Source organism: Bacillus sp. FSL W8-0848 (assembly GCF_038007805.1).
Classification (GTDB): Bacteria; Bacillota; Bacilli; order Bacillales; family Bacillaceae; genus Bacillus; species Bacillus glycinifermentans.
The window spans coordinates 660,001-678,934 of the sequence record NZ_JBBOYB010000001.1 but is presented as its reverse complement, the minus strand read 5'-3'; the positions used below and the strand labels follow the sequence as shown (position 1 = coordinate 678,934).

Annotated in this window: 30 protein-coding genes (1 of these 30 cut by a window edge); 7 read left to right on the top strand and 23 right to left on the bottom strand. The window is 42.8% G+C overall.

What is annotated here, in order from left to right:
* Positions 1–45: 45 nt before the first annotated feature.
* From NSQ39_RS03555 to NSQ39_RS03535, 6 genes are read right to left on the bottom strand one after another with little or no spacing between them, the layout of a single operon-like run.
* The gene (locus tag NSQ39_RS03555) at positions 46–594 is read right to left on the bottom strand and encodes a hypothetical protein (protein ID WP_017474695.1); all 549 of its coding nucleotides are present in this window, start codon (positions 592–594) and stop codon (positions 46–48) included.
* Complete coding sequence (locus NSQ39_RS23035; protein WP_017474696.1) at positions 591–749, bottom strand: DUF6906 family protein; 159 nt, start codon at positions 747–749, stop codon at positions 591–593. Before NSQ39_RS23035 ends, NSQ39_RS03555 begins: the two co-directional genes overlap by 4 nt.
* Entirely contained in the window at positions 746–904 is a 159-nt protein-coding gene (locus tag NSQ39_RS03550) for a hypothetical protein (RefSeq protein WP_017474697.1), read from the bottom strand. Before NSQ39_RS03550 ends, NSQ39_RS23035 begins: the two co-directional genes overlap by 4 nt.
* A 13-nt stretch (positions 905–917) precedes the next feature.
* Positions 918–1,751, bottom strand: coding sequence for an ATP-binding protein (locus NSQ39_RS03545; protein ID WP_043054100.1), 834 nt, complete (start codon positions 1,749–1,751; stop codon positions 918–920).
* On the bottom strand, positions 1,735–2,592 hold the full coding sequence (locus tag NSQ39_RS03540) for a conserved phage C-terminal domain-containing protein (RefSeq protein ID WP_043054099.1): 858 nt from the start codon (positions 2,590–2,592) through the stop codon (positions 1,735–1,737). The genes NSQ39_RS03545 and NSQ39_RS03540 overlap by 17 nt, the downstream gene beginning before the upstream one ends.
* Complete coding sequence (locus tag NSQ39_RS03535) at positions 2,585–2,815, bottom strand: hypothetical protein (RefSeq protein WP_301207874.1); 231 nt, start codon at positions 2,813–2,815, stop codon at positions 2,585–2,587. Before NSQ39_RS03535 ends, NSQ39_RS03540 begins: the two co-directional genes overlap by 8 nt.
* A 58-nt stretch (positions 2,816–2,873) precedes the next feature.
* Between NSQ39_RS03535 and NSQ39_RS03530 the strand changes: the two genes are divergently transcribed.
* Complete coding sequence (locus NSQ39_RS03530; protein ID WP_268372340.1) at positions 2,874–3,503, top strand: hypothetical protein; 630 nt, start codon at positions 2,874–2,876, stop codon at positions 3,501–3,503.
* Positions 3,504–3,631: 128 nt separating this feature from the next.
* Here the strand turns inward: NSQ39_RS03530 and NSQ39_RS03525 are convergent, their stop codons facing one another.
* The 3 genes from NSQ39_RS03525 to NSQ39_RS03515 are packed head-to-tail and all read right to left on the bottom strand — an operon-like array spanning position 3,632 to position 4,852.
* Positions 3,632–3,877 (bottom strand): hypothetical protein, encoded by a 246-nt coding sequence (locus tag NSQ39_RS03525; protein ID WP_301207873.1) that lies wholly within the window; start codon positions 3,875–3,877, stop codon positions 3,632–3,634.
* The gene (locus NSQ39_RS03520) at positions 3,864–4,130 is read right to left on the bottom strand and encodes a hypothetical protein (protein WP_145653541.1); all 267 of its coding nucleotides are present in this window, start codon (positions 4,128–4,130) and stop codon (positions 3,864–3,866) included. Before NSQ39_RS03520 ends, NSQ39_RS03525 begins: the two co-directional genes overlap by 14 nt.
* 17 nt (positions 4,131–4,147) lie before the next feature.
* Complete coding sequence (locus NSQ39_RS03515) at positions 4,148–4,852, bottom strand: Rha family transcriptional regulator (protein ID WP_326290315.1); 705 nt, start codon at positions 4,850–4,852, stop codon at positions 4,148–4,150.
* Positions 4,853–4,925: 73 nt separating this feature from the next.
* Between NSQ39_RS03515 and NSQ39_RS03510 the strand changes: the two genes are divergently transcribed.
* A complete protein-coding gene (locus NSQ39_RS03510; RefSeq protein ID WP_341014192.1) occupies positions 4,926–5,273 on the top strand; it encodes a hypothetical protein in 348 nt (115 codons plus the stop codon).
* Here the strand turns inward: NSQ39_RS03510 and NSQ39_RS03505 are convergent.
* From NSQ39_RS03505 to NSQ39_RS03495, 3 genes are read right to left on the bottom strand one after another with little or no spacing between them, the layout of a single operon-like run.
* Complete coding sequence (locus NSQ39_RS03505) at positions 5,266–5,658, bottom strand: hypothetical protein (protein ID WP_341014188.1); 393 nt, start codon at positions 5,656–5,658, stop codon at positions 5,266–5,268. The genes NSQ39_RS03510 and NSQ39_RS03505 overlap by 8 nt on opposite strands.
* A 22-nt stretch (positions 5,659–5,680) precedes the next feature.
* The gene (locus NSQ39_RS03500) at positions 5,681–5,872 is read right to left on the bottom strand and encodes a helix-turn-helix domain-containing protein (protein ID WP_326290319.1); all 192 of its coding nucleotides are present in this window, start codon (positions 5,870–5,872) and stop codon (positions 5,681–5,683) included.
* Between the two features lie 33 nt (positions 5,873–5,905).
* The gene (locus NSQ39_RS03495) at positions 5,906–6,154 is read right to left on the bottom strand and encodes a helix-turn-helix domain-containing protein (RefSeq protein ID WP_043054093.1); all 249 of its coding nucleotides are present in this window, start codon (positions 6,152–6,154) and stop codon (positions 5,906–5,908) included.
* 163 nt (positions 6,155–6,317) lie between these two features.
* Between NSQ39_RS03495 and NSQ39_RS03490 the strand changes: the two genes are divergently transcribed.
* Both NSQ39_RS03490 and NSQ39_RS03485 read left to right on the top strand, forming a co-directional pair.
* Positions 6,318–6,950, top strand: a complete 633-nt coding sequence (locus NSQ39_RS03490; RefSeq protein WP_043054092.1) for a LexA family protein — start codon at positions 6,318–6,320, stop codon at positions 6,948–6,950.
* Between the two features lie 13 nt (positions 6,951–6,963).
* A complete protein-coding gene (locus NSQ39_RS03485) occupies positions 6,964–8,181 on the top strand; it encodes a site-specific integrase (RefSeq protein WP_043054091.1) in 1,218 nt (405 codons plus the stop codon).
* An 81-nt stretch (positions 8,182–8,262) separates the two neighbouring features.
* Here the strand turns inward: NSQ39_RS03485 and groL are convergent, their stop codons facing one another.
* Together groL and groES are read right to left on the bottom strand one after the other, a co-directional pair.
* Entirely contained in the window at positions 8,263–9,894 is a 1,632-nt protein-coding gene (gene groL / locus NSQ39_RS03480; protein ID WP_175075838.1) for a chaperonin GroEL, read from the bottom strand.
* 45 nt (positions 9,895–9,939) lie between these two features.
* A complete protein-coding gene (groES, locus tag NSQ39_RS03475; protein ID WP_003179248.1) occupies positions 9,940–10,224 on the bottom strand; it encodes a co-chaperone GroES in 285 nt (94 codons plus the stop codon).
* Between the two features lie 224 nt (positions 10,225–10,448).
* Between groES and NSQ39_RS03470 the strand changes: the two genes are divergently transcribed.
* Together NSQ39_RS03470 and NSQ39_RS03465 are read left to right on the top strand one after the other, a co-directional pair.
* Positions 10,449–11,183, top strand: a complete 735-nt coding sequence (locus NSQ39_RS03470) for a CPBP family intramembrane glutamic endopeptidase (protein WP_175075837.1) — start codon at positions 10,449–10,451, stop codon at positions 11,181–11,183.
* Positions 11,183–11,362 carry a YdiK family protein gene (locus NSQ39_RS03465; protein ID WP_046132142.1) on the top strand — a complete coding sequence of 60 codons (180 nt, stop codon included), beginning with the start codon at positions 11,183–11,185 and terminating at the stop codon, positions 11,360–11,362. Before NSQ39_RS03470 ends, NSQ39_RS03465 begins: the two co-directional genes overlap by 1 nt.
* A gap of 36 nt (positions 11,363–11,398) precedes the next feature.
* Here the strand turns inward: NSQ39_RS03465 and tatC are convergent, their stop codons facing one another.
* The 4 genes from tatC to moaC are packed head-to-tail and all read right to left on the bottom strand — an operon-like array spanning position 11,399 to position 13,524.
* Positions 11,399–12,163 carry a twin-arginine translocase subunit TatC gene (gene tatC / locus NSQ39_RS03460; protein WP_099047017.1) on the bottom strand — a complete coding sequence of 255 codons (765 nt, stop codon included), beginning with the start codon at positions 12,161–12,163 and terminating at the stop codon, positions 11,399–11,401.
* A gap of 6 nt (positions 12,164–12,169) precedes the next feature.
* Entirely contained in the window at positions 12,170–12,346 is a 177-nt protein-coding gene (locus NSQ39_RS03455; protein WP_046132027.1) for a twin-arginine translocase TatA/TatE family subunit, read from the bottom strand.
* Positions 12,347–12,367: 21 nt separating this feature from the next.
* A complete protein-coding gene (locus tag NSQ39_RS03450; RefSeq protein WP_046132028.1) occupies positions 12,368–13,015 on the bottom strand; it encodes a redox-sensing transcriptional repressor Rex in 648 nt (215 codons plus the stop codon).
* Positions 13,012–13,524: a cyclic pyranopterin monophosphate synthase MoaC gene (moaC, locus tag NSQ39_RS03445; protein ID WP_046132144.1), complete on the bottom strand. Its 513-nt coding sequence runs from the start codon at positions 13,522–13,524 to the stop codon at positions 13,012–13,014. Before moaC ends, NSQ39_RS03450 begins: the two co-directional genes overlap by 4 nt.
* A 152-nt stretch (positions 13,525–13,676) precedes the next feature.
* Between moaC and NSQ39_RS03440 the strand changes: the two genes are divergently transcribed.
* On the top strand, positions 13,677–15,605 hold the full coding sequence (locus tag NSQ39_RS03440) for an ABC-F family ATP-binding cassette domain-containing protein (RefSeq protein WP_046132029.1): 1,929 nt from the start codon (positions 13,677–13,679) through the stop codon (positions 15,603–15,605).
* 234 nt (positions 15,606–15,839) lie between these two features.
* Here the strand turns inward: NSQ39_RS03440 and tsaD are convergent, their stop codons facing one another.
* The 5 genes in view from tsaD to thiL are tightly spaced (at most 11 nt apart) and all read right to left on the bottom strand, a layout consistent with a single transcriptional unit that may run on beyond the window.
* The gene (tsaD, locus tag NSQ39_RS03435; protein WP_046132030.1) at positions 15,840–16,865 is read right to left on the bottom strand and encodes a tRNA (adenosine(37)-N6)-threonylcarbamoyltransferase complex transferase subunit TsaD; all 1,026 of its coding nucleotides are present in this window, start codon (positions 16,863–16,865) and stop codon (positions 15,840–15,842) included.
* Positions 16,855–17,313 (bottom strand): ribosomal protein S18-alanine N-acetyltransferase, encoded by a 459-nt coding sequence (gene rimI, locus NSQ39_RS03430; protein ID WP_175075836.1) that lies wholly within the window; start codon positions 17,311–17,313, stop codon positions 16,855–16,857. The genes tsaD and rimI overlap by 11 nt, the downstream gene beginning before the upstream one ends.
* 11 nt (positions 17,314–17,324) lie before the next feature.
* Positions 17,325–18,017, bottom strand: a complete 693-nt coding sequence (gene tsaB, locus NSQ39_RS03425) for a tRNA (adenosine(37)-N6)-threonylcarbamoyltransferase complex dimerization subunit type 1 TsaB (RefSeq protein WP_175075835.1) — start codon at positions 18,015–18,017, stop codon at positions 17,325–17,327.
* Complete coding sequence (tsaE, locus tag NSQ39_RS03420; RefSeq protein ID WP_046132032.1) at positions 17,998–18,474, bottom strand: tRNA (adenosine(37)-N6)-threonylcarbamoyltransferase complex ATPase subunit type 1 TsaE; 477 nt, start codon at positions 18,472–18,474, stop codon at positions 17,998–18,000. Before tsaE ends, tsaB begins: the two co-directional genes overlap by 20 nt.
* A gap of 7 nt (positions 18,475–18,481) precedes the next feature.
* Positions 18,482–18,934, bottom strand: the 3' portion of a protein-coding gene (gene thiL / locus NSQ39_RS03415; protein WP_046132033.1) for a thiamine-phosphate kinase. 531 nt of this gene lie beyond the right edge of the window; only the last 453 of its 984 coding nucleotides appear in the window; its start codon lies off the right edge, out of view; its stop codon occupies positions 18,482–18,484.

The following is an 18,934-nucleotide window of genomic DNA, read 5'->3' as shown; positions in this document are numbered from 1 at the left end:
TGTTCAAACCTGATAATGACTAAAAGCTGCTGTAAGGATGCTTTTTCAAACGATAATTTTGAACCGTCTTTTATCTTGTTCTGATGCTTCCTCACCTAAAAGCCCCCCATTTCGCGGCTGAATTATTCCCTTGTTCCCCTGATCAATGACGAGGAATAATAATTCTTCTATTTCTCTTTTAAAGGATTTTGCTATTTTGATAATGGACTGACCCCGATCCCACAAATCTCTAAACCTATAAAGCTCCTGATCATACCAAATAAAATTATTTTCAAGGAACGGGATATAAACAGGACTTTCACAGAATAGCTGTCTTACTCCGTTCTTTTTCGTTTTCATCATTTGCGGACTAATCCATATTCTCGGATTCGCGCTTATACCGTAAGGCCTATGAGGGAGAATCCTTCTTTTTGCAAGGTCCACAATCAGAATCAAAAGCTCGTCCGGTTTTCTTCTCAGAAGATCGGCAGCGTCATATAACGATTTGCCGTCATACCAGTAATCTATCAATTTACAAAGCTGGACATATGACCATTCATAATTCAAGTTATCCAGAGCAATTTCTAAACGATCAGCGCGGGCAGTCTTTTTCACGCCCAACACTCCCGCACGGTACCGGTATGACGGTGAACAACTACTAATCTTTGTTCATGCTGCAGATTCTTTGATACCAGCCAATTCTCAGGGTTTAAACCGTTCTTTTTGATGATTTGCTTCTGCGCGCGTGTAGGTCGCTTACCATGTTTCATGCGTTCTCCCTCCGTACATTTGACCAATAGGCCAGCCAATTTTCTAGTTTTTGTTCAATTTCCTTTAATCCTTGCTTGAGTTCCTCCGGTGTTTTATCGGTTGCCACATGCCCCCACACGCCCGGCATGATCGTTTTCAAGTTAGTATCCTTCACTTATTTTCACCTCCTAAAAGGTTAGAGCCGGAGCTTTCCGCCCCTTTTTCTCTTTTTGTTTTTCTAAAAACTGAATCGCTTCAAGATGTGCTGTCAAACGGCTAACGGTTTTCTTGTCATAGAGTTTGGTTAAAGCCACACCTGAAAGATTGGTCGTGATGATCGTTACTTTTCCTTGACGGCCAGTAGAAACCCCATACCATACACGATGAATAAAATCATTTGCGGCTCTGTTTTCGTTGTCCGTGTCCCCTACTTCGGCGCCCAGGTCATCGATTACGAGATAATCAACCCTTGTCAGCAGCTCGATTGCAAAAGCCTCTGTCAACTTTTCGGAGTCATCTTTAAATGAGTTTTTAATTCGCCTCATGAGGGCATCACTGTTAACAAAGAGGGCTGACTTCGCGTACTCTTCGGAATCATTTTTGTTCAGTTCTTTAAGGGCGGCCATTGCAAGATGACTTTTTCCGGCGTTAGACTCTCCTGTCAAAAAGATGTTCATCACAGCGCCTGCCTTGATTCGGCTGACAAGCTCCATCATCCTGCGTTTATTCTGCTCGTCCTCTTGGTTGTAGCTGCGGAACGTTTCGAATGTTGCTTTTTTAAGAGTAGGGTCGGCAATTAGGGAGTAAGTCGATAAAATCTGCCGTTCCACCTGGCGGCGCCATATCTCGGCTTCACGCTCGATTTCCTTATTTCGCTGTTCTCTTTCACACATAGGACATTTTATTGAGCCGTCTCGCAGTTTCATCAGTTGAACCGGGTAAGGCTTCTCTTCTCCTCCAATGAGCCTTGTATGCTTGCGGCAATAGACAGGCTTTCCATTCTCATCAGTATGGAATGTCATCCTCCGTGATAACTCGGCCTTGACTCTTGCCGCCCGATCTTTGGTGAAGGTTTCTGTCATGAGGTCTACCTCCTTTTGGCTTTTGGTTAAGATAATTTTCAAATTTAGTGCCAAACAGCGTTTCAGGCCTTAGATACTTGTCCATATCAGAACCGCGCCATTCTTCCCATTTAACTAAAATGACATGTTTAAAGTCGTCAAATCGATTGCCTTCATTCCAGCGCGCCTTAATTAAAGACCTGGTTTTTGTTGTAGTATGACGGTACTTTGTTCCAGCGACTTTGTTTAAAAGGTCAATGATCAGTTTGTAAGGAATTTCATCTTTTTCAGAAGATGCGTCGTCGGGCTTGCCCGACAATATATTATTTTCTTTTTCTTTTTCTTTTTCTTTTTCTTTTTGGTCACTTGTCGTCGACGTATCGTTAACGTATCGTAAGAATAGTTGTTTTATAGATTCATTTGGAATGTGAGGATAAATCAATTGAATCAATGATCTGTCCTTGACTTGCCGCAGCTCCTTTTGAATGCAATCGAGCATCGGTTTACCCGCTTTTGTCAGGTTGTATTTCCCCCATTTGATAATTGCAATTTCGCGTGTCGTAGGATTAAATTCCACTAGTTTATGATGTTTTAAAAATCTTTCCATAAGGCTGTTAATTGATTCAATGGAATACCCTAAATCAAAAGCCATTTGTTTTTTTGTAATTGAATAAATGCCTATTTGAGATGTATTAGGGTTTGTAAGTAGGTAAAGATAAAAGTACCTATCTTCCGGTGTCATCTCTTCAAGAACTTTTGGGTCTTGCCAAAACTCAGTATGAACGTGACGATACTTAGCCATGTTGTTTACCTCCAATTACACGCCCTTCTGACTTGGTCAAAGGCCAAACTGATCTTTTCCCGTTCACGATCACAGAGCCGAGAGCATTGTTTTTGCATTCATTCTGAATGATGGAACCGCCCTGCTGCATTAACCCGTTCAAAGCCTGATTATGCGTATGGACAGATTCACTGATTACGACATGAATTTGGTTATGTAGCCATACATGGCCAACTAAAAACATGATTGCTCCTCCTTTTTTGGTATAATGTCCCTATCAAGATAATAGGAGGTGAAATATTATGGACATTAACATTACTATTTGGCTATCTATTGCTACTTGTTTAACAGCATCTGTTACATGTTTTATTACCTTCTTAAATTATTTAGCTAAGAGACCGAATTTAACATGTGAACAAATGTTTCCTCGCTCTGTAAAACTATTTAAACCCGATAGAGAAGACTTAAATATTCCAGATGTATATTGGCAAGATGATTACCGAATAGTTTTTGATGTAGTTATTGCCAATAAAAGTGAGACTCCAATCTCTATTGTTGAATTTACTTTGAACGACAAATTAATTTTTAATTCTTACAGTAGAACAGGTAAACAATATAAAATAACGACTGATACAGGTATAAAAGAAGAAAACGGTATGCAATTCGTATCAGCAACTTCTAAAATGACAGTGTACGATTTAGAGAACAAACTTTTAAATCCAATTATTGATATTCCTGCTCACTCCTCAGTACGAGGTTATATTTTGTTTCGAACAAATAATAAAGCAGATGTGAAAGCAAAGCGAAATATCTTAAGAATCAAAACCACTAAGAAGATTTTCAAATTCAATTTAGATACATTCGGATACTTAGAGAGTTGCCTTCCGCTGCCAGAAAAAGTTCTGAAGGCTCGAAACCAAAATTTTCAATAAAATCAGATGTTAACTCTTTAATGTACTCATCAATATCTTTTAGTCGTGTATCTTTTATGATCAGTTTTATACAAACTTGATTTTCAACCTCTGTTGCCGCAGGGGTTGACTTATTTTGTTTGTTCATTTCACAAGCTCCTTTCTAATGGGATGCTATTGATCTCTTGTTTAACAAGTTTTTTAGCATACTCGGCAATTACTTGTTCGGTCTTTGGCTTATATCTAAATTGATCTAAACAATGTAGTAAGTCTCCATATGTCTGACAAAATGATTTGAGTTGTTTAATGAGGTCTTTTGCTGTATTCTCCAAAGCTTCTTCATATTCAACTGATTTGATTTTTACTTTTTGCATTTCCAATCTATAAGGCTTCATTTTCTTTTCTCTCCTTTACGTTTTTAATCGCTTTCTGCACAGCTAGTCCGTTAAGAACATGCGTAAATTCAATTGCGTTCTTCTTTTCGCCGGTTAATTCGTTAAAAATCATCAGTAAAGCTGTGTTGGCCGCCGTGAAAAACTCGGTCAAATCCACGTCCGTTAACTCTTCTATAAAGTGCTCTGATTCTTCATTAAAGACTTCAAAAATTGCTCCTGAAAGTGCAACAGAATACATTTGATGCTTATCCATTGATTTTCTCTCTCCTTCTACGCTGATTGACTTCCATTAAAAATCGGTCTCCATCCTTCAATGAAGCTCATCGCTTCTTCAAAGTCTTTTTGCAGAATGTTCGGATAGGCATTGACTCTGTACGCATCTTTTAGGTTCTTCCATAATGCTGCATAAACTCTTCTGGTCGTTTCATAGAAAGTTTTGTCGACCTTATTTTCATTCCAGAGCTTATGCACACGTTTGTTCACTGCGTTCCTCATAGCTTGCTGCTGAGAGTAATCGAGCGTTAATTTTTTATCCAGATCATGCCGAAGTTGCTTTATGTCCTCTTTCATTTCTCCAACATCTTCGTTGAGCTGGATGGTTAGTTTCATATTGGCAATGATGCTCTCTTTTGCGTTCATCGCTTTTGGCTGCTGCTGGTTCTGGATGTATTCTTTCATCCTCTTAAATTCTTGAATGAATTTTATTTTGGTTTGAACAGCTTCTTTCGTGTTGTAACCGAACACAACCAGTGTGAATGCTTCTTCGGTTAGGTCGTATTTTGGTTTGAGACGGTTTAAAGAATCCTTATAAGAGTTGCGCTCAAAATTGAGCTCATTAAATTCTTCACCTGCATATTCCATTTGAGTTTCAATATCTCTCAATACATTTTTATGTTCCTTCCCAAACATCTCCGCAATGGTTAGGCTGTCTGTGACAGCGATATTTTCTTTAATGAAGACTAATTGATTTTCCATCTATGTGACCTCCTAAAAAGTTTTATTTTGCTCCCCTTCTGATAAAATATTTTTGAAGGGAGGTGAAATTAATTTGGAAGTATCTCTAACTAAAGATGCTGATGCTTTAATTTGTATTCTTTACAAAAAATATTGTCAGGACTTACAAGATGGTAGCCCTAAAGCACAAGCTAAATTGTTAGGAAGCTCAAAACAAATCTATGAAACACTGGTTCCTCAATGGTCTTTTGTTGATGTAGACGAGACTTGCAGAGAACTTAAACGTTCAAGACTTGTCGATTGCCTGTATACTGACAATGTGGTTAGTCAAGTTTGGTTTACAGATGCCGGAATTATTTATATGGAAAACAGATTCAAAAACGGTCTTAATGATGTATTAGACTACCTAAGTAAGATTAAAGGTTTAATTCCTTTTATCTAGGCACTTGCATACTCTCATACCCTGCTTTGATTTCTTCAAGCGGGGTATTTTTTATATAGTCCTCTGAAAAAAGATTCTCATGAAATGCTGAATAGAACTTCATCGGCTTTTCAAACGCTTTAATACCTGCTTTTTTCATCCATTCAAGTTTTTCTTGAGAAATACCATCTTTTGTTTCTCTTTCGGTAGAAGGTATCTGGCCGAAAATAACACTTTTATAAAGCTCTTCATCTGCAAGGTGCAGAGCTTTATTAATTTCAACATAACTTAAACCACTTTTAGAGCATTCCTTAATGACTGCCTTTAAAAGTTCAAGTGTTTCTTGTTTTAGTTCATTTTTTGTAATGTTCGAAGGCATTCCATCTGTTAATTGAATTCGTCTCACTCTATTAACCTCCTAAAAAATTTTAGTTTTTGGCTTCCATTTTTTTAATCCATTCCAAGTATGCTTCTCGACGTATCCGCCTGCTGTTACCACTTTTAAAACTTGGCAAATCACCAGAAGTGCAACGTTGATAAACAGTATTGGGATGCCATCCCATTAACTCTGCTACTTGCTTAACAGTAAGTATTGGCGGCAATTGATCAATTATTTGCATTGTATTCAAATCTCCTTTCATACGATTGTACCTTTAAACGGTAGTTAGCTGTAAATTTTTTTCTTCTTCATCATATGCCCCATCATTTACAATAGGTAATTTGATTATGTCCTCTGGCAAGTCATAAACTTCTGCGGCTTTCTTAAGTCGGTATCCAGGTATAGCGGTAATACCTTTCTCATAATTCCGAAGAGTTTTTGGTGTTATGCCAATCTCTTTAGCAGCTTGCGCTTGGCTTAGGCCTGCATTGACCCTAGCTGCAGCTAAAGTTATTTTAATCAACACTTTCAACTCCTTTCATTATTCTATGCTCTCAATATACTACCTTTAAAAGTTACTGTCAATACCTTTTAACATTATTTTTACCGAAAAAAAGTAGTTTGATCCTTTACATACTTACCGTTTTTAGGTACTATAATAAGGAAGAAAACAAGGAGGAATTAAAATGATTGATATTCAAAAACTAAAGGAAATCATGGCAAACAATTTAAAAAAACAATTAAAACGTAAGGGAATATCACAAACTATGATGGCTCGAGATTTAAATATTCCAGAGATGACCGTATCTAACTGGGTTAAAGGGAAAACATATCCCAGACCAGACAAAATTCAATTAATGGCTGATTATTTCGGAATTACTCGTACTCAATTGACAGAAGAAGCACCATCCAATCTTACTCCTTTAGCACCACAAACAGTTCCCGTTCCTGTACTCGGAACAATTGCATGCGGTGAACCGATATTAGCCGAAGAAAATGTAACTGAATATATATACGAGTCTCCCGATCAACTACCAAGTGGTAATCTATTTTATCTAAAGGCAAAAGGGACAAGCATGGAACCAACGATTCCTGACGGGTCATATGTATTAGTACGTGAACAACCGGAAGTAGAAAATGGGGCAATAGCTGCCGTGCTTGTTAACGGCGACACAGAAGCTACCCTGAAAAGAATTAAGCGTCAAGGAGATATGGTAATTTTGATGCCGGATAATCCGAATTACAGCCCTTTTATTATCACCCCGGACAACCCAGCCAGAGTCATCGGACAAGCGATACAATTCACACAAAAGTTGTAAAGGGTGATAAACAATGAAAGGATCATTTAGGCGTCGAGGCTGCAAGTGCAAAAAGAAACGGTGCACCTGTGGCGCAAAGTGGTACTATCGGTATGATATTGTTGATCCGACTACTGGTAAGCGTAAACAAAAGGAAGTTGGAGGTTTTAGAACAAAGGCAGAAGCCGAAGAGGAAGCTAAACGAATCCAATATGAGCTACTGCAAGGAACCTATATTGAAGAGAAAGAAATTACATTCGAAGAGTTCGCGAAAGAATGGCTGATCTGGTACGAAAACACTGGGAAGGTAAAGGTAAGTACGATAAGGGTTCGTAAGCACGAAATCAGTCGTTTGATGGACTATTTTCAGTATTTGAAGATGAAAGATATAACACGCAAGCAATATCAAGAGGCACTTAATGACTTAAAAGCAAGAGGATATGCAGAAAATACAATCGACGGTGCCCACCGAACCGGGAGAATGATCTTTAAACGTGCGATTGAACTTGAAGTGATCAAAACCGATCCGACCGAATATGCGATTGTCCCGAAAGTTCAAAAAACCGTTGAGGAATTAGAGCGAGAAAAAGAATTACCAAAATATTTAGAGAAAGAAGAACTTGCACATTTTCTCTCTATTATCCCGGATCATCAAATGGATATTCGTGACTATCCAATATTCTTTACGCTTGCCTATACAGGCATGAGAGCTGGAGAACTTTGTGCTCTAAAATGGAGCGACATCGACTTTGAAGAACAAACTATAAGCATTACAAAAACGTATTACAATCCACGCAATGCCATAAAAGAATACGAATTACTCACTCCAAAAACAAAAAAATCTAAACGCGTGATAGATGTTACGGAAGATGTCCTGATCGAGCTTGATAAGCTTAGAAAGGCTCAAAAAGAAGTGCAAATGAAATACCGTAAGACGTATCATAATGAAGGGTTTGTTTTTGCTCAATTGGATGAAGTAAATGCAGGGTATCCGGCTTATGTGAAGTTAATTGAAATACGTATGAAAAGATTGCTTAAAATTGCCAATTTAAATCCATCACTAACCCCACATTCATTAAGACACACTCATACCTCTCTGCTGGCTGAAGCAGGGGTTAGCCTGGAACAAATTATGGATCGTTTGGGACACACTGATGATGATACAACCAAAAATATCTATTTGCATATCACTAAGCCAAAAAAGAAAGAAGCTTCCCACAAGTTCAGCGAACTCATGAGAAGCTTACTTTAATCTGTCAACTGTGGGCAAAATGTGGGCAAAAACTCCACAAGAGATAGGGAAACCTTGATATAATAAGCTTTTAAAAGCCTATTACATCATGCCGCCCATTCCGCCCATTCCACCCATGTCAGGCATGCCGCCGCCTTTGTTTTCTTCAGGCTTGTCGGCAACGACTGCTTCAGTAGTCAGGAACATTGCCGCTACTGATGCAGCGTTTTGCAGAGCTGAGCGTGTAACTTTTGTAGGGTCTACGATACCTTTTTCGATCATGTTGACCCATTCGCCTGTTGCAGCGTTGTAGCCGATTCCGACTTTTTCGCCTTTCAGGCGTTCAACGATGACAGATCCTTCAAGGCCGGCATTGTGCGCGATTTGACGGATTGGCTCTTCAAGAGCGCGAAGAACGATGTTCACACCAGTCAATTCGTCGCCTTCTGCGTTGATTTCAGCTACTTTATTGTATACGTTGACAAGAGCTGTACCTCCGCCAGATACAATTCCTTCTTCTACCGCAGCACGAGTAGAGTTGAGGGCGTCTTCGATGCGAAGTTTGCGTTCTTTCAGTTCTGTCTCAGTCGCAGCGCCGACTTTGATGACAGCTACGCCGCCTGCAAGTTTCGCAAGGCGCTCTTGTAATTTTTCTTTATCGAATTCAGAAGTTGTTTCTTCAACTTGAGCGCGGATTTGGTTGACACGAGCCGCGATTTGCTCTGTATCTCCGGCGCCTTCAACGATCGTCGTGTTTTCTTTCGTAACGACGACTTTAGAAGCGCGTCCCAATTGGCCGATTTGAGCTGATTTAAGGTCAAGACCTAAATCTTCTGTGATCACTTCAGCACCTGTCAGGATAGAGATGTCTTCAAGCATCGCTTTGCGGCGGTCGCCGAATCCAGGAGCTTTAACAGCCACTGCATTGAATGTTCCGCGGAGCTTGTTGACAACAAGCGTTGCAAGAGCTTCGCCTTCAACGTCTTCAGCGATGAGAAGCAATGGTTTGCCTTGCTGAACGACTTGCTCAAGAACCGGAAGGATTTCTTGAATGTTTGTGATTTTTTTGTCAGTGACCAGGATGTACGGGTTCTCAAGAACCGCTTCCATCTTATCGGAGTCAGTCACCATGTAAGGAGACGCATAGCCGCGGTCGAACTGCATACCTTCAACAACTTCAAGTTCAGTTGTGAATCCTTTGGATTCTTCAATTGTGATGACACCGTCGTTGCCAACGCGTTCCATCGCTTCAGCGATCAGGCTTCCGACTTCTTCGTCAGCAGCAGAGATGGCAGCAACTTGTGCGATAGACTCTTTGCCTTCGATCGGTTTAGAGATTTCTTTCAGGTTTTCAATCGCTACTGCAACAGCCTGCTCGATTCCTTTACGGACGCCCACGGGATTAGCTCCGGCTGTTACGTTTTTAAGGCCTTCGCGGATCATCGCTTGAGCAAGAACAGTCGCCGTTGTCGTACCGTCACCGGCAACATCGTTCGTTTTGCTGGCCACTTCAGCAACAAGCTTTGCACCCATGTTTTCGAACGCATCTTCAAGCTCGATTTCTTTCGCGATGGTTACACCGTCGTTTGTGATAAGCGGAGAACCGAATTTTTTCTCAAGAACGACGTTGCGTCCTTTAGGTCCCAACGTTACCTTTACAGCATCCGCCAATGCATCTACACCGCGCAGCATGGAACGGCGGGCTTCTTCGCTAAACTTAATATCTTTTGCCATGTGATTCGAACCTCCTCAGGATTATATAAAGATTTTATTTAAGACTTAGCCGATAACAGCTAAAATGTCGCTTTCACGCAGGATTAAGTAGTCAGTACCTTCATATTTCACTTCAGTACCGGCATATTTTGAGAAGATGATGCGGTCGCCTGTTTTTACTTCTAATGCCACGCGTTCTCCGCTCTCTAATACACGGCCTGAACCGGCAGCAACTACTTTACCCTCTTGGGGTTTTTCTTTTGCGGAGTCAGGAAGTACGATTCCGCTAGCAGTTTTTTCTTCAGACTCAACGAGCTCAATGACAACGCGATCACCTAATGGCTTTAACAATGAAACAACCTCCTCAATATTTTCATATGTAATTTTAGCACTCGCACTCATTGAGTGCTAACACAATTCTTATAATAAAGAATCTCCCTGGCAATTTCAAGTGATAAGTCTAAAAATTTTTGCGCTTGCAAGTTTCCGTTTCCCTTTCCCATCCGATAATTTAATAAGAGTGTGTTACAATAAATGTAGTCTGCTTTAGATTCTAGAAAAGGAGTACATACGGCTTGAGAAAACAATACTGGTTTATTATTTTGACATACGTCCTCATGCAATTGTCGTCCATCGTCGGCGTGCCTCTGCTTTACCTGCTCGGCGTAGGAAAAGGACAGACTCCCGTTCAAGCAAAGCTGACGCTGACAAGCGTATGGTCAGTCATTGCCTTTTTGCTCTGTCTCGTCATCGTGCTGCTGATTTTAAGGACAGTGCCGAAAACAACGCTTCGAAACAGGCCGAAAGCATCGATTGGGGCATCGGTAGCCTGGGCGGTCGGCGGCGTTTTTCTCGCGCTTTTTGCTCAGTCAATTGCTGCCATGATTGAAATGACGCTATTCGGGGCCAATCCCGAGTCGGAAAATACGCAAATGATCATGAAATTGATTCAGGCATTGCCGCTCATGGTCATCGTCTCTTCTGTGTTCGGCCCCATTCTGGAAGAAATCATTTTCAGAAAGATCATTTTCGGAGCTATATATGAAAAAACGAATTTCTTTATCGCTGCTCTGTTCAGCTCCGTCCTTTTCTCGGTTGTCCACATAGATTTCTCACACTTTTTAATCTATGCGGCAATGGGCTTCACATTCGCTTTTTTGTACGTCAGGACAAACCGGATTATCGTGCCGATCTTTGCCCATGTCGCCATGAATACGTTTGTCGTGATCATGCAGACGTTTCAGGGCCAGATTCAGGACTATTTGGAACGGGTTGAAAAAGTGCAGCTGATTATCGGAGGATTTTTATGATGAGAAGCCCGGTGTTTTGGGGCGTGATGTATTTTTTGACGGGCGTGCTGTTTACGTATCTGGCAGCGACCTCTCCGGGGAATATGTGGTCGTTCTACACCATTCTCCTGATGCTGTTCGCCGCCTATAACATCAGCATTTCCTTCAAAATGTTCGCCCTTTCAAAGCGGAAAAAATAAAGAAAAAGAGCCATTCTCTCAAAAAGAGATGGCCCTTTATTTTAAAAATGCCTGATTGGCTTCCTGAATGACGGCTTTCTGCGCTTTCCTGTAGGAAATTCTCGAAATGATGATGCTGATTTCATACAGGATCAAAAGAGGCGCTGCCACCATAAAATCGGACAACATATCAGGAGGCGTGATGAACGCCGCGATGACGAACAAAAAGAAGTATGCATACTTCCTGATCTTAGCCAACATCATGGGCGTCACCAAACCGAGCCTTGTAATGAACATAATGATCACAGGCATCTGAAACAATAAGCCGAAAGGAAGCGTCAGCTGTATTAAAAACTGAAAATACTCATAAATCCCGATGACTTGATTCACCTTAAGATCATCGGAAAGATTCGTCATAAATTCAACGACAAACGGAAATAAAATAAAATAAGAAAAAGCAATGCCGCCTAAAAAAAGTATGATCGATACAGGAATATAGCTTAGCGTCACTTTGCGTTCTTTTTCATACAGCCCCGGGCTGATAAAAGCCCACAGCTGGTACAAGACAAGCGGCGAGGTCATCACAGCGCCGATAATGACAGCGAACTGCATGTATACCAAGAGCGGATCGGTCAGTTTAAACGCGTTCAGCGTCAGCAGTTTCGCTTCATCGGTCTGCTGCAAATAAAGAATGATCGGCTTAGCCAAAAAGAAGCCCGCCATGACAAAAACGGCAAAAAAGAAGGCAATGAACACGAGCCGTCTTCGCAGTTCAATAATATGTTCCAGAAGCGACATTTCTCTTCCCTTCATCAATGTCATCCCATCCTACTGATCTTCTTTCTTTTTTTCGCTTTCGTCGTCTGCCAGACCTCTTGTTGCGTTTTTAAACTCCCTTAGCGTCTTGCCTGCTGCCTTTCCCAGTTCAGGAAGTTTTTGCGGACCGAAAATCAGAATCGCCAAGATAACGATTAAAATAAAGCTTCCAGGACCGATTGTCGGCATGTAAAAGCCTCCCCCTTTCCGTCATTTTTCTTCTGTCATTGAATAATGCTTCAGAAAATATACCAATGACTGAAGTTCAACCGCTAAATCTATATGATGAATTCGAATGTGTTCCGGCACATTCAAACGGGCCGGCGTAAAATTGAGAATGCCTTTAATACCGAGCGCAACAAGCCTGTCCGTAATAGGTTGGGCGGCCTGGGCCGGGACCGTCAAAATCGCGACGGGAATATCGTTTGTCAAATGCTTTTCAAGGTCATTTAAATCGTAAACGGGAACGCCTCCGACTTCTTTTCCGATTTTGCTTTCATTGATATCGAAAGCCATTGAGATTTTCGTATTGTTGTTTTTAATGAAGTTGTAATGGAGAAAGGCTGTCCCTAAATTTCCTACGCCGATAAGCGTTACGTTTGTCATTTCATCCTGGTCGAGCGTCTTTCTGAAAAAGGACAGCAAATAATTCACATTATAGCCGTAGCCTTTTTTGCCGAGTGCACCGAAATATGAAAAGTCCCTCCGAATCGTGGCAGAATCGACTTTTACGGCATCGCTCAATTCAGCGGATGAAACACGCTGCTTTCCGGATGCATGAAGGTTTTTTAAAAAACGATAGTATAGCGGCAGCCGCTTAGCTGTCGCTTGCGGAATTTTTGAATGATCCAAGTTCATAAACGATCCTCCATGTTTACATCAGCTTTTTCCCTTTTATAGTCACCGCTTTTCCCGCCTGTTTTTTCAGCGAGATAGGTCGGTCCTATCACCATTCCCTTATCCGCAGCCTTGCACATGTCATAGACGGTCAGCGCACATACGGAAACTGACGTTAACGCTTCCATTTCCACACCTGTGCTCCCTTTTGTCTTGACGGTTGACTGAATATGCAGGATGCTGTTCTGGTCTTTTTCTTCCCATCGAAAGGCGATGTCGACTCCCTTCAGAGCGATCGGATGGCACATCGGGATGATGTCGGACGTTTGTTTTGCCGCCATGATTCCTGCCACCTGAGCCACAGCCAGCACATCGCCTTTCCCCATCTCCTGGTTTTTGATTTTTTCATGCACGTCTCTTTTCATAGACACGCTTGAGAAAGCTACAGCAGTTCGCACTGAAGCTTCCTTTTCGCTTATATCAACCATCTTGGCTCTGCCTTGTTCGTTAAAATGCGTAAATTGGTTCATCATTATAAAACTCTCCTTACTAAAGATCATACACTATTTTTTTCAATCTGTCTTTTCCTTTTGGTTAAAATCTTCCAGACTCCGCTTAATTGTTTGCTGACTGCTATCTGATAGGCTACACTAAAAATAGCAAACAAGAGGTGAAATAAATCATGATGATTTTACAAGTCAATCAGCTCTCAAAATCGTTTGGAGCCGATTCCATTTTAACGAATATAAAGCTGGAAGTCAGATCCCGGGACCGGATTGCGATCGTCGGGCGCAACGGAGCCGGAAAATCGACTTTTTTGAAAATTATCGCCGGCAGGCTTTCTTATGAAAAAGGGGACATCATCAAGCCGAAGGATTTAACAATCGGCTACCTTGATCAGCATTCGGGACTCGATTCAAAGCTTTCAATAAAAGAAGAATTGCTGACTGTATTCGATCATCTGAAAGCGATGGAAAAAGAGATGCGCTCAGTCGAAGAGCAGATGGCGCATGCTGCACCCGACAAGCTTGAATCGTTAATGAAAACGTACGACAGACTGCAGCAGGAATTTAAAGATAAGGGCGGCTACCAATATGAAGCCGACGTCAGATCCGTGATCCATGGTCTCGGATTTGCCGGATACGGCGACACCGCGCGCGTCCAGGATTTAAGCGGAGGACAAAAAACGAGGCTCGCTCTCGGAAAAATGCTACTGGCCAAACCTGACCTGCTCATTCTCGATGAACCGACGAACCACCTTGACATCGATACGCTTACCTGGCTTGAGCAATATTTGCAAAACTACAGCGGAGCGATACTCATCGTCTCCCATGACAGGTACTTTCTTGATAAGGTTGTCACCCAGGTGTACGAAATATCCCGCTCCAGGAGCAAAAAATACATCGGAAACTACAGCGATTATCTGAAATTAAAAGCTGAACAGCTTGAAAAAGAAATGAAACTGTATGAAAAGCAGCAGGATGAAATCGCCAAACTCCAGGACTTCGTCGACCGAAACCTGGCGAGGGCTTCAACGACAAAACGCGCACAAAGCAGGCGCAAACAGCTTGAACGGATGGACGTCATGGATAAACCGCTCGGCGACGAAAAATCGGCCTCCTTCCGTTTTGACATTGCCCGGCAAAGCGGAAACGACGTCCTGCGCGTTCAGGATTTGACGGTCAGCTACCAAGATCAGCCTCCGCTCCTCCGCTCGCTCTATTTTCAAATTTCGCGCGGTGAAAGCGTGGCCCTTGTCGGCCCTAACGGAGTAGGCAAATCAACCCTTTTAAAAACGCTGATTCAAAAGCTTAAACCCCTTACAGGCACGATATCAACCGGTTCACACGTCTCGATCGGCTATTACGACCAGGAGCAGGCTGAACTCCATTCGTCCAAGCGCGTGCTTGACGAGCTTTGGGACGACTACCCCGAGATGAATGAGAAAGATATCAGAACATGCCTCGGGAATTTCCTGTTTTCCGGAGACGATGTCTTAAAGCCTGTTCACGCCCTGAGCGGCGGCGAAAAAGCACGGCTCGCGCTCGCGAAGCTGATGCTTCAAAAAGCCAATTTTCTCATTCTTGACGAGCCGACAAACCATCTTGACTTGGACAGCAAAGAAATATTGGAAAATGCTTTGATCGATTATCCGGGAACGATTTTGTTCGTGTCCCATGACCGCTATTTTATCAACCGCATTGCAACAAAAGTATTCGAGCTTTCACCTGAGAAAGTGGAAGAATATTTAGGAGACTACGATTATTATACGGAAAAAAAGGCCCAGCAGCTTGAGCTTAAAGCACTGGAAAAGCAAAATACAGACGAGCAAAGCAAACCTGATGCAGATAAGGCCAAAACAAAGCGGAGCTATGAAGAAGAAAAGGAATGGAAGAGAAAAGAGCGGCAGCGGCAGCGCCGCATAGACGAAATCGAAACGCGCATCACGGCCATCGAAGAAACAATTGAACAAAATGAGGAGCTGCTCTGCGAACCCGACGTCTTTCAAGACCACGAAAAGGTTCAGGAGATCAACTCCGAAAACGAGCGCCTGAATAACGAACTTGAGCACTTATTATCCGAATGGGAAGCACTTTCTACAGAAGAATAAAGATCAAAGCCGCTTCAATCGATGAAGCGGCTTTTTTATCCACAAAACAAACCCTTTGTTTACAAGAAAGAAAGCGATTTACCCACAATATCCACAAAAAACATAATATTTATTCACATTATTAACAAGTAAAAAAACTTCTATATAACAGGTTTTTTAATATTATTAACATGCCTGTGGATATATGTTAACAAGCTGTTAATAACTAAAAAAACCTCACGGTGTGTGAGGTTTTTAGTAAGATGTCAGCTCCAAGCCGGGCTGGCCATTCATATCATATTTTCCCCTGATTCCTTTTTCGAAAGCGACGGTTCCTGCCGCTGCAATCATAGCCGCATTATCTGTGCAAAGCGAAAGCGGCGGAATGAGCAGCTCGATGTCCGGATATGCGGAAAATGTCTCTTCAAGGGCCGTTCTAAGCCCCTTGTTTGCCGCAACTCCTCCGGCAAGCATAACCTGTTTGACTCCGTAAGCCTTGGCAGCCCGCTTCGTTTTCGTTACGAGCACGTCGATGACGCTTTCCTGGAAACTTGCGGACAAGTCCTCCGGCGATATCGTTTCCCCTTTTTGCGAGGCATTGTGAAGCGTGTTGATCACCGCTGATTTAAGGCCGCTGAAGCTGAAGTTATATGAGCCCTCTTCAAGCCAGGCCCGCGGCAATGGTACGTTGGCTTCGCCTTTTTGCGCGAGCTTATCAATATGAGGCCCTCCCGGATAAGGCAGTCCCATCGTTCTGGCTACTTTATCGTATGCTTCTCCTGCCGCATCATCGAGCGTTTCGCCGATCACTTCAAATGAACCGTGTTCCTTCATATACACAAGCTCCGTGTGCCCGCCTGAGACGACTAAAGCAAGCGCCGGAAAGCGAAGCTCTTGGACAAGCCGGTTGGCATAAATATGGCCTGCAATATGGTGAACGCCGACAAGCGGAATCTTGCGGGCAAAACTCAGTGCTTTCGCTGCGTTTACGCCGATCAGCAATGCGCCGACAAGCCCGGGGCCTTCAGTTACCGCAATTGCATCAATATCGTCAAAAGACATGCCTGACTGTGAAAAAGCTTCCTCAAGCACGATCGTCATCTGCTCTACGTGGTGTCTTGACGCAATTTCCGGAACGACCCCTCCAAAACGTTTGTGGCTTTCAATTTGCGACGCTACAACGTTTGTTATAATGTCTTTACCGTTTTTTACGATGGCGGCAGCGGTTTCATCACAGCTTGTCTCAATTCCCAATACATACAAATCTTTTTTATGATTCATTCAGTCTCACCCACATTAATAAAGCATCTTCTCCGTTATCAGTATAATAATTTTTGCGAATTCCCCCCGGCTGAAAACCGAGTTTTCGATATAAGCTTTGGGCGATATGGTTCGACACCCTCACCTCTAAAGAAAGCTGAGCTGCTTTTTTCATCAGGCACAGTTTCATGGCGGCTTTTAAAATCTCTTCTCCGTAACGGCGCCCGCGATATTCAGGCAAAACGGCAATGTTCGTAATCTGCGCATCATCCAGCACAATCCAGATCCCGCAGTATCCGATGATTTGCTCTTCTACTTCGAGGACGAGATAATGAGCATACATATTGTGATGGAGCTCATGATAGAACGATTCTTTTTTCCAAGGGGACGAAAAAGAGCGTTTTTCGATTTCATACACTTGATCGACATCATTTGATTTCATGTCACGTATGACCATTTGAGTATTCATGGCTCCACCCGCTATTTTTGTTTTTCCAGCCATTTGGCTTCCGCTTCTGCCAAACGGATATAGTTTGGCACAAGGCCGTGCGTTGGCTCCGGCTCTTTCCGCTCCCCGATCAAGGCCAATTCGGAAGGGCGGGGGAGGTGAAGGGAAGCGCCTCCGATCACCGCCTGCTTACCGAGCATCTTTTCGATCATATCTTTATGAATATCTGTATCATTTCCTAAAAACAGCACTTGCTGCTCAATGTCTTTCAGCTTTTTCAGCCAATCTTCAAGCAGAATATTTTGATCGCCTTCCAGGGTCTCCAGCCTGTTATTGTCGTCATAGCGGTACAATCCTGTATAAACCTGTCCACGCCTTGCATCAAACAACGGACAGATGACGCCCGAGAAAAAACGGCCGTTGGCGGCTAACACTTCCAGGCTCGAAACTGATGCCGCGGGAATGTTCAACGACCAGGCCAGCGTTTTGGCTATCGTGACGCCGATGCGCACTCCGGTATAAGATCCAGGCCCTTTCGCAACTGCGATTTTGCTCAGATCAGAAGGCTCCAGGCCGCACTCCTGAAGCAATTCATCAATCGCAGGCATCGCCCGGACGGAATGATTTTTTTTCAGGTGTGATATGTGCTCGGCAATTACCTTTCCGTCCCGGACTAACGCAACGCCAAGCGTCAGGTTAGATGTATCAATTGCTAGTGTCGTCATGTTCGCTTATCTCCCTGCAAAGTTTTTCGTACCGATTGCCTTTTGGCGTCAAAGTGAGCTTCCGCTCATCTCCGCCGAGTCTTTTGATGACAACCTCGAGGCGTTCTTCGGGAAGCTGCTCTTCGATCAAATGGGCCCATTCGACAAGGCAGACCCCTTCCCCTTCAAAATATTCATCCAAACCGAGGTCTTCTGTTTCATCTTCCATTCTGTAAACGTCCATATGAAACAGCGGAAGAGCACCTTCCCGGTATTCCTTTATGATCGTAAAGGTCGGACTGTTGACAACCCGCTGAATCCCGAGGCCTTCAGCAAAGCCTTTTGTAAAAGTCGTTTTTCCGGCTCCGAGATCGCCCTCCAATGTAATGACATCCCCTGGCTGAACAAAGCGCGCCGTAAGCTTAGCGATGCTCTTTGTCTCTTCGGGTTCCGTCGTTTTCCATTCCAATGTTTTCAACTTTATGTCACCTGTCTTGTCTAAAATGATTATAGCCTTTTTTCTCAAGGAGAATGCGGTCTTGCCCTCGATAATAGAACACGTTTGCCTCCCCGGATCTGCTGACTGCGCCGATTTTGTAAACGGGCACTCCACAGCTTGTGCATTCCCGGTCAAATCGCTCCCATTGATCGCTTGAAATCGTACCGACAAGCTCAAAATCCTCGCCGCCGAACAAGACCCACTCTTCCCATTCTGAACGCAGCTTATGTAAATCCGAAGATCTTGGTATCAAATCTTGATAGATGTCTATGGAAACACGGCTTGCTTCAGCAATTTCATTCAATTCGCTCGCAAGTCCGTCACTGATATCGTTAAGCGCAACGCTTTGATAACGGGAACAGATCAAACCGGCTTTGACACGTGGCACAGGTCTTTTGTGCCGCTCAATAAAATGCTCAATGAGACGCTCATCCTCTGC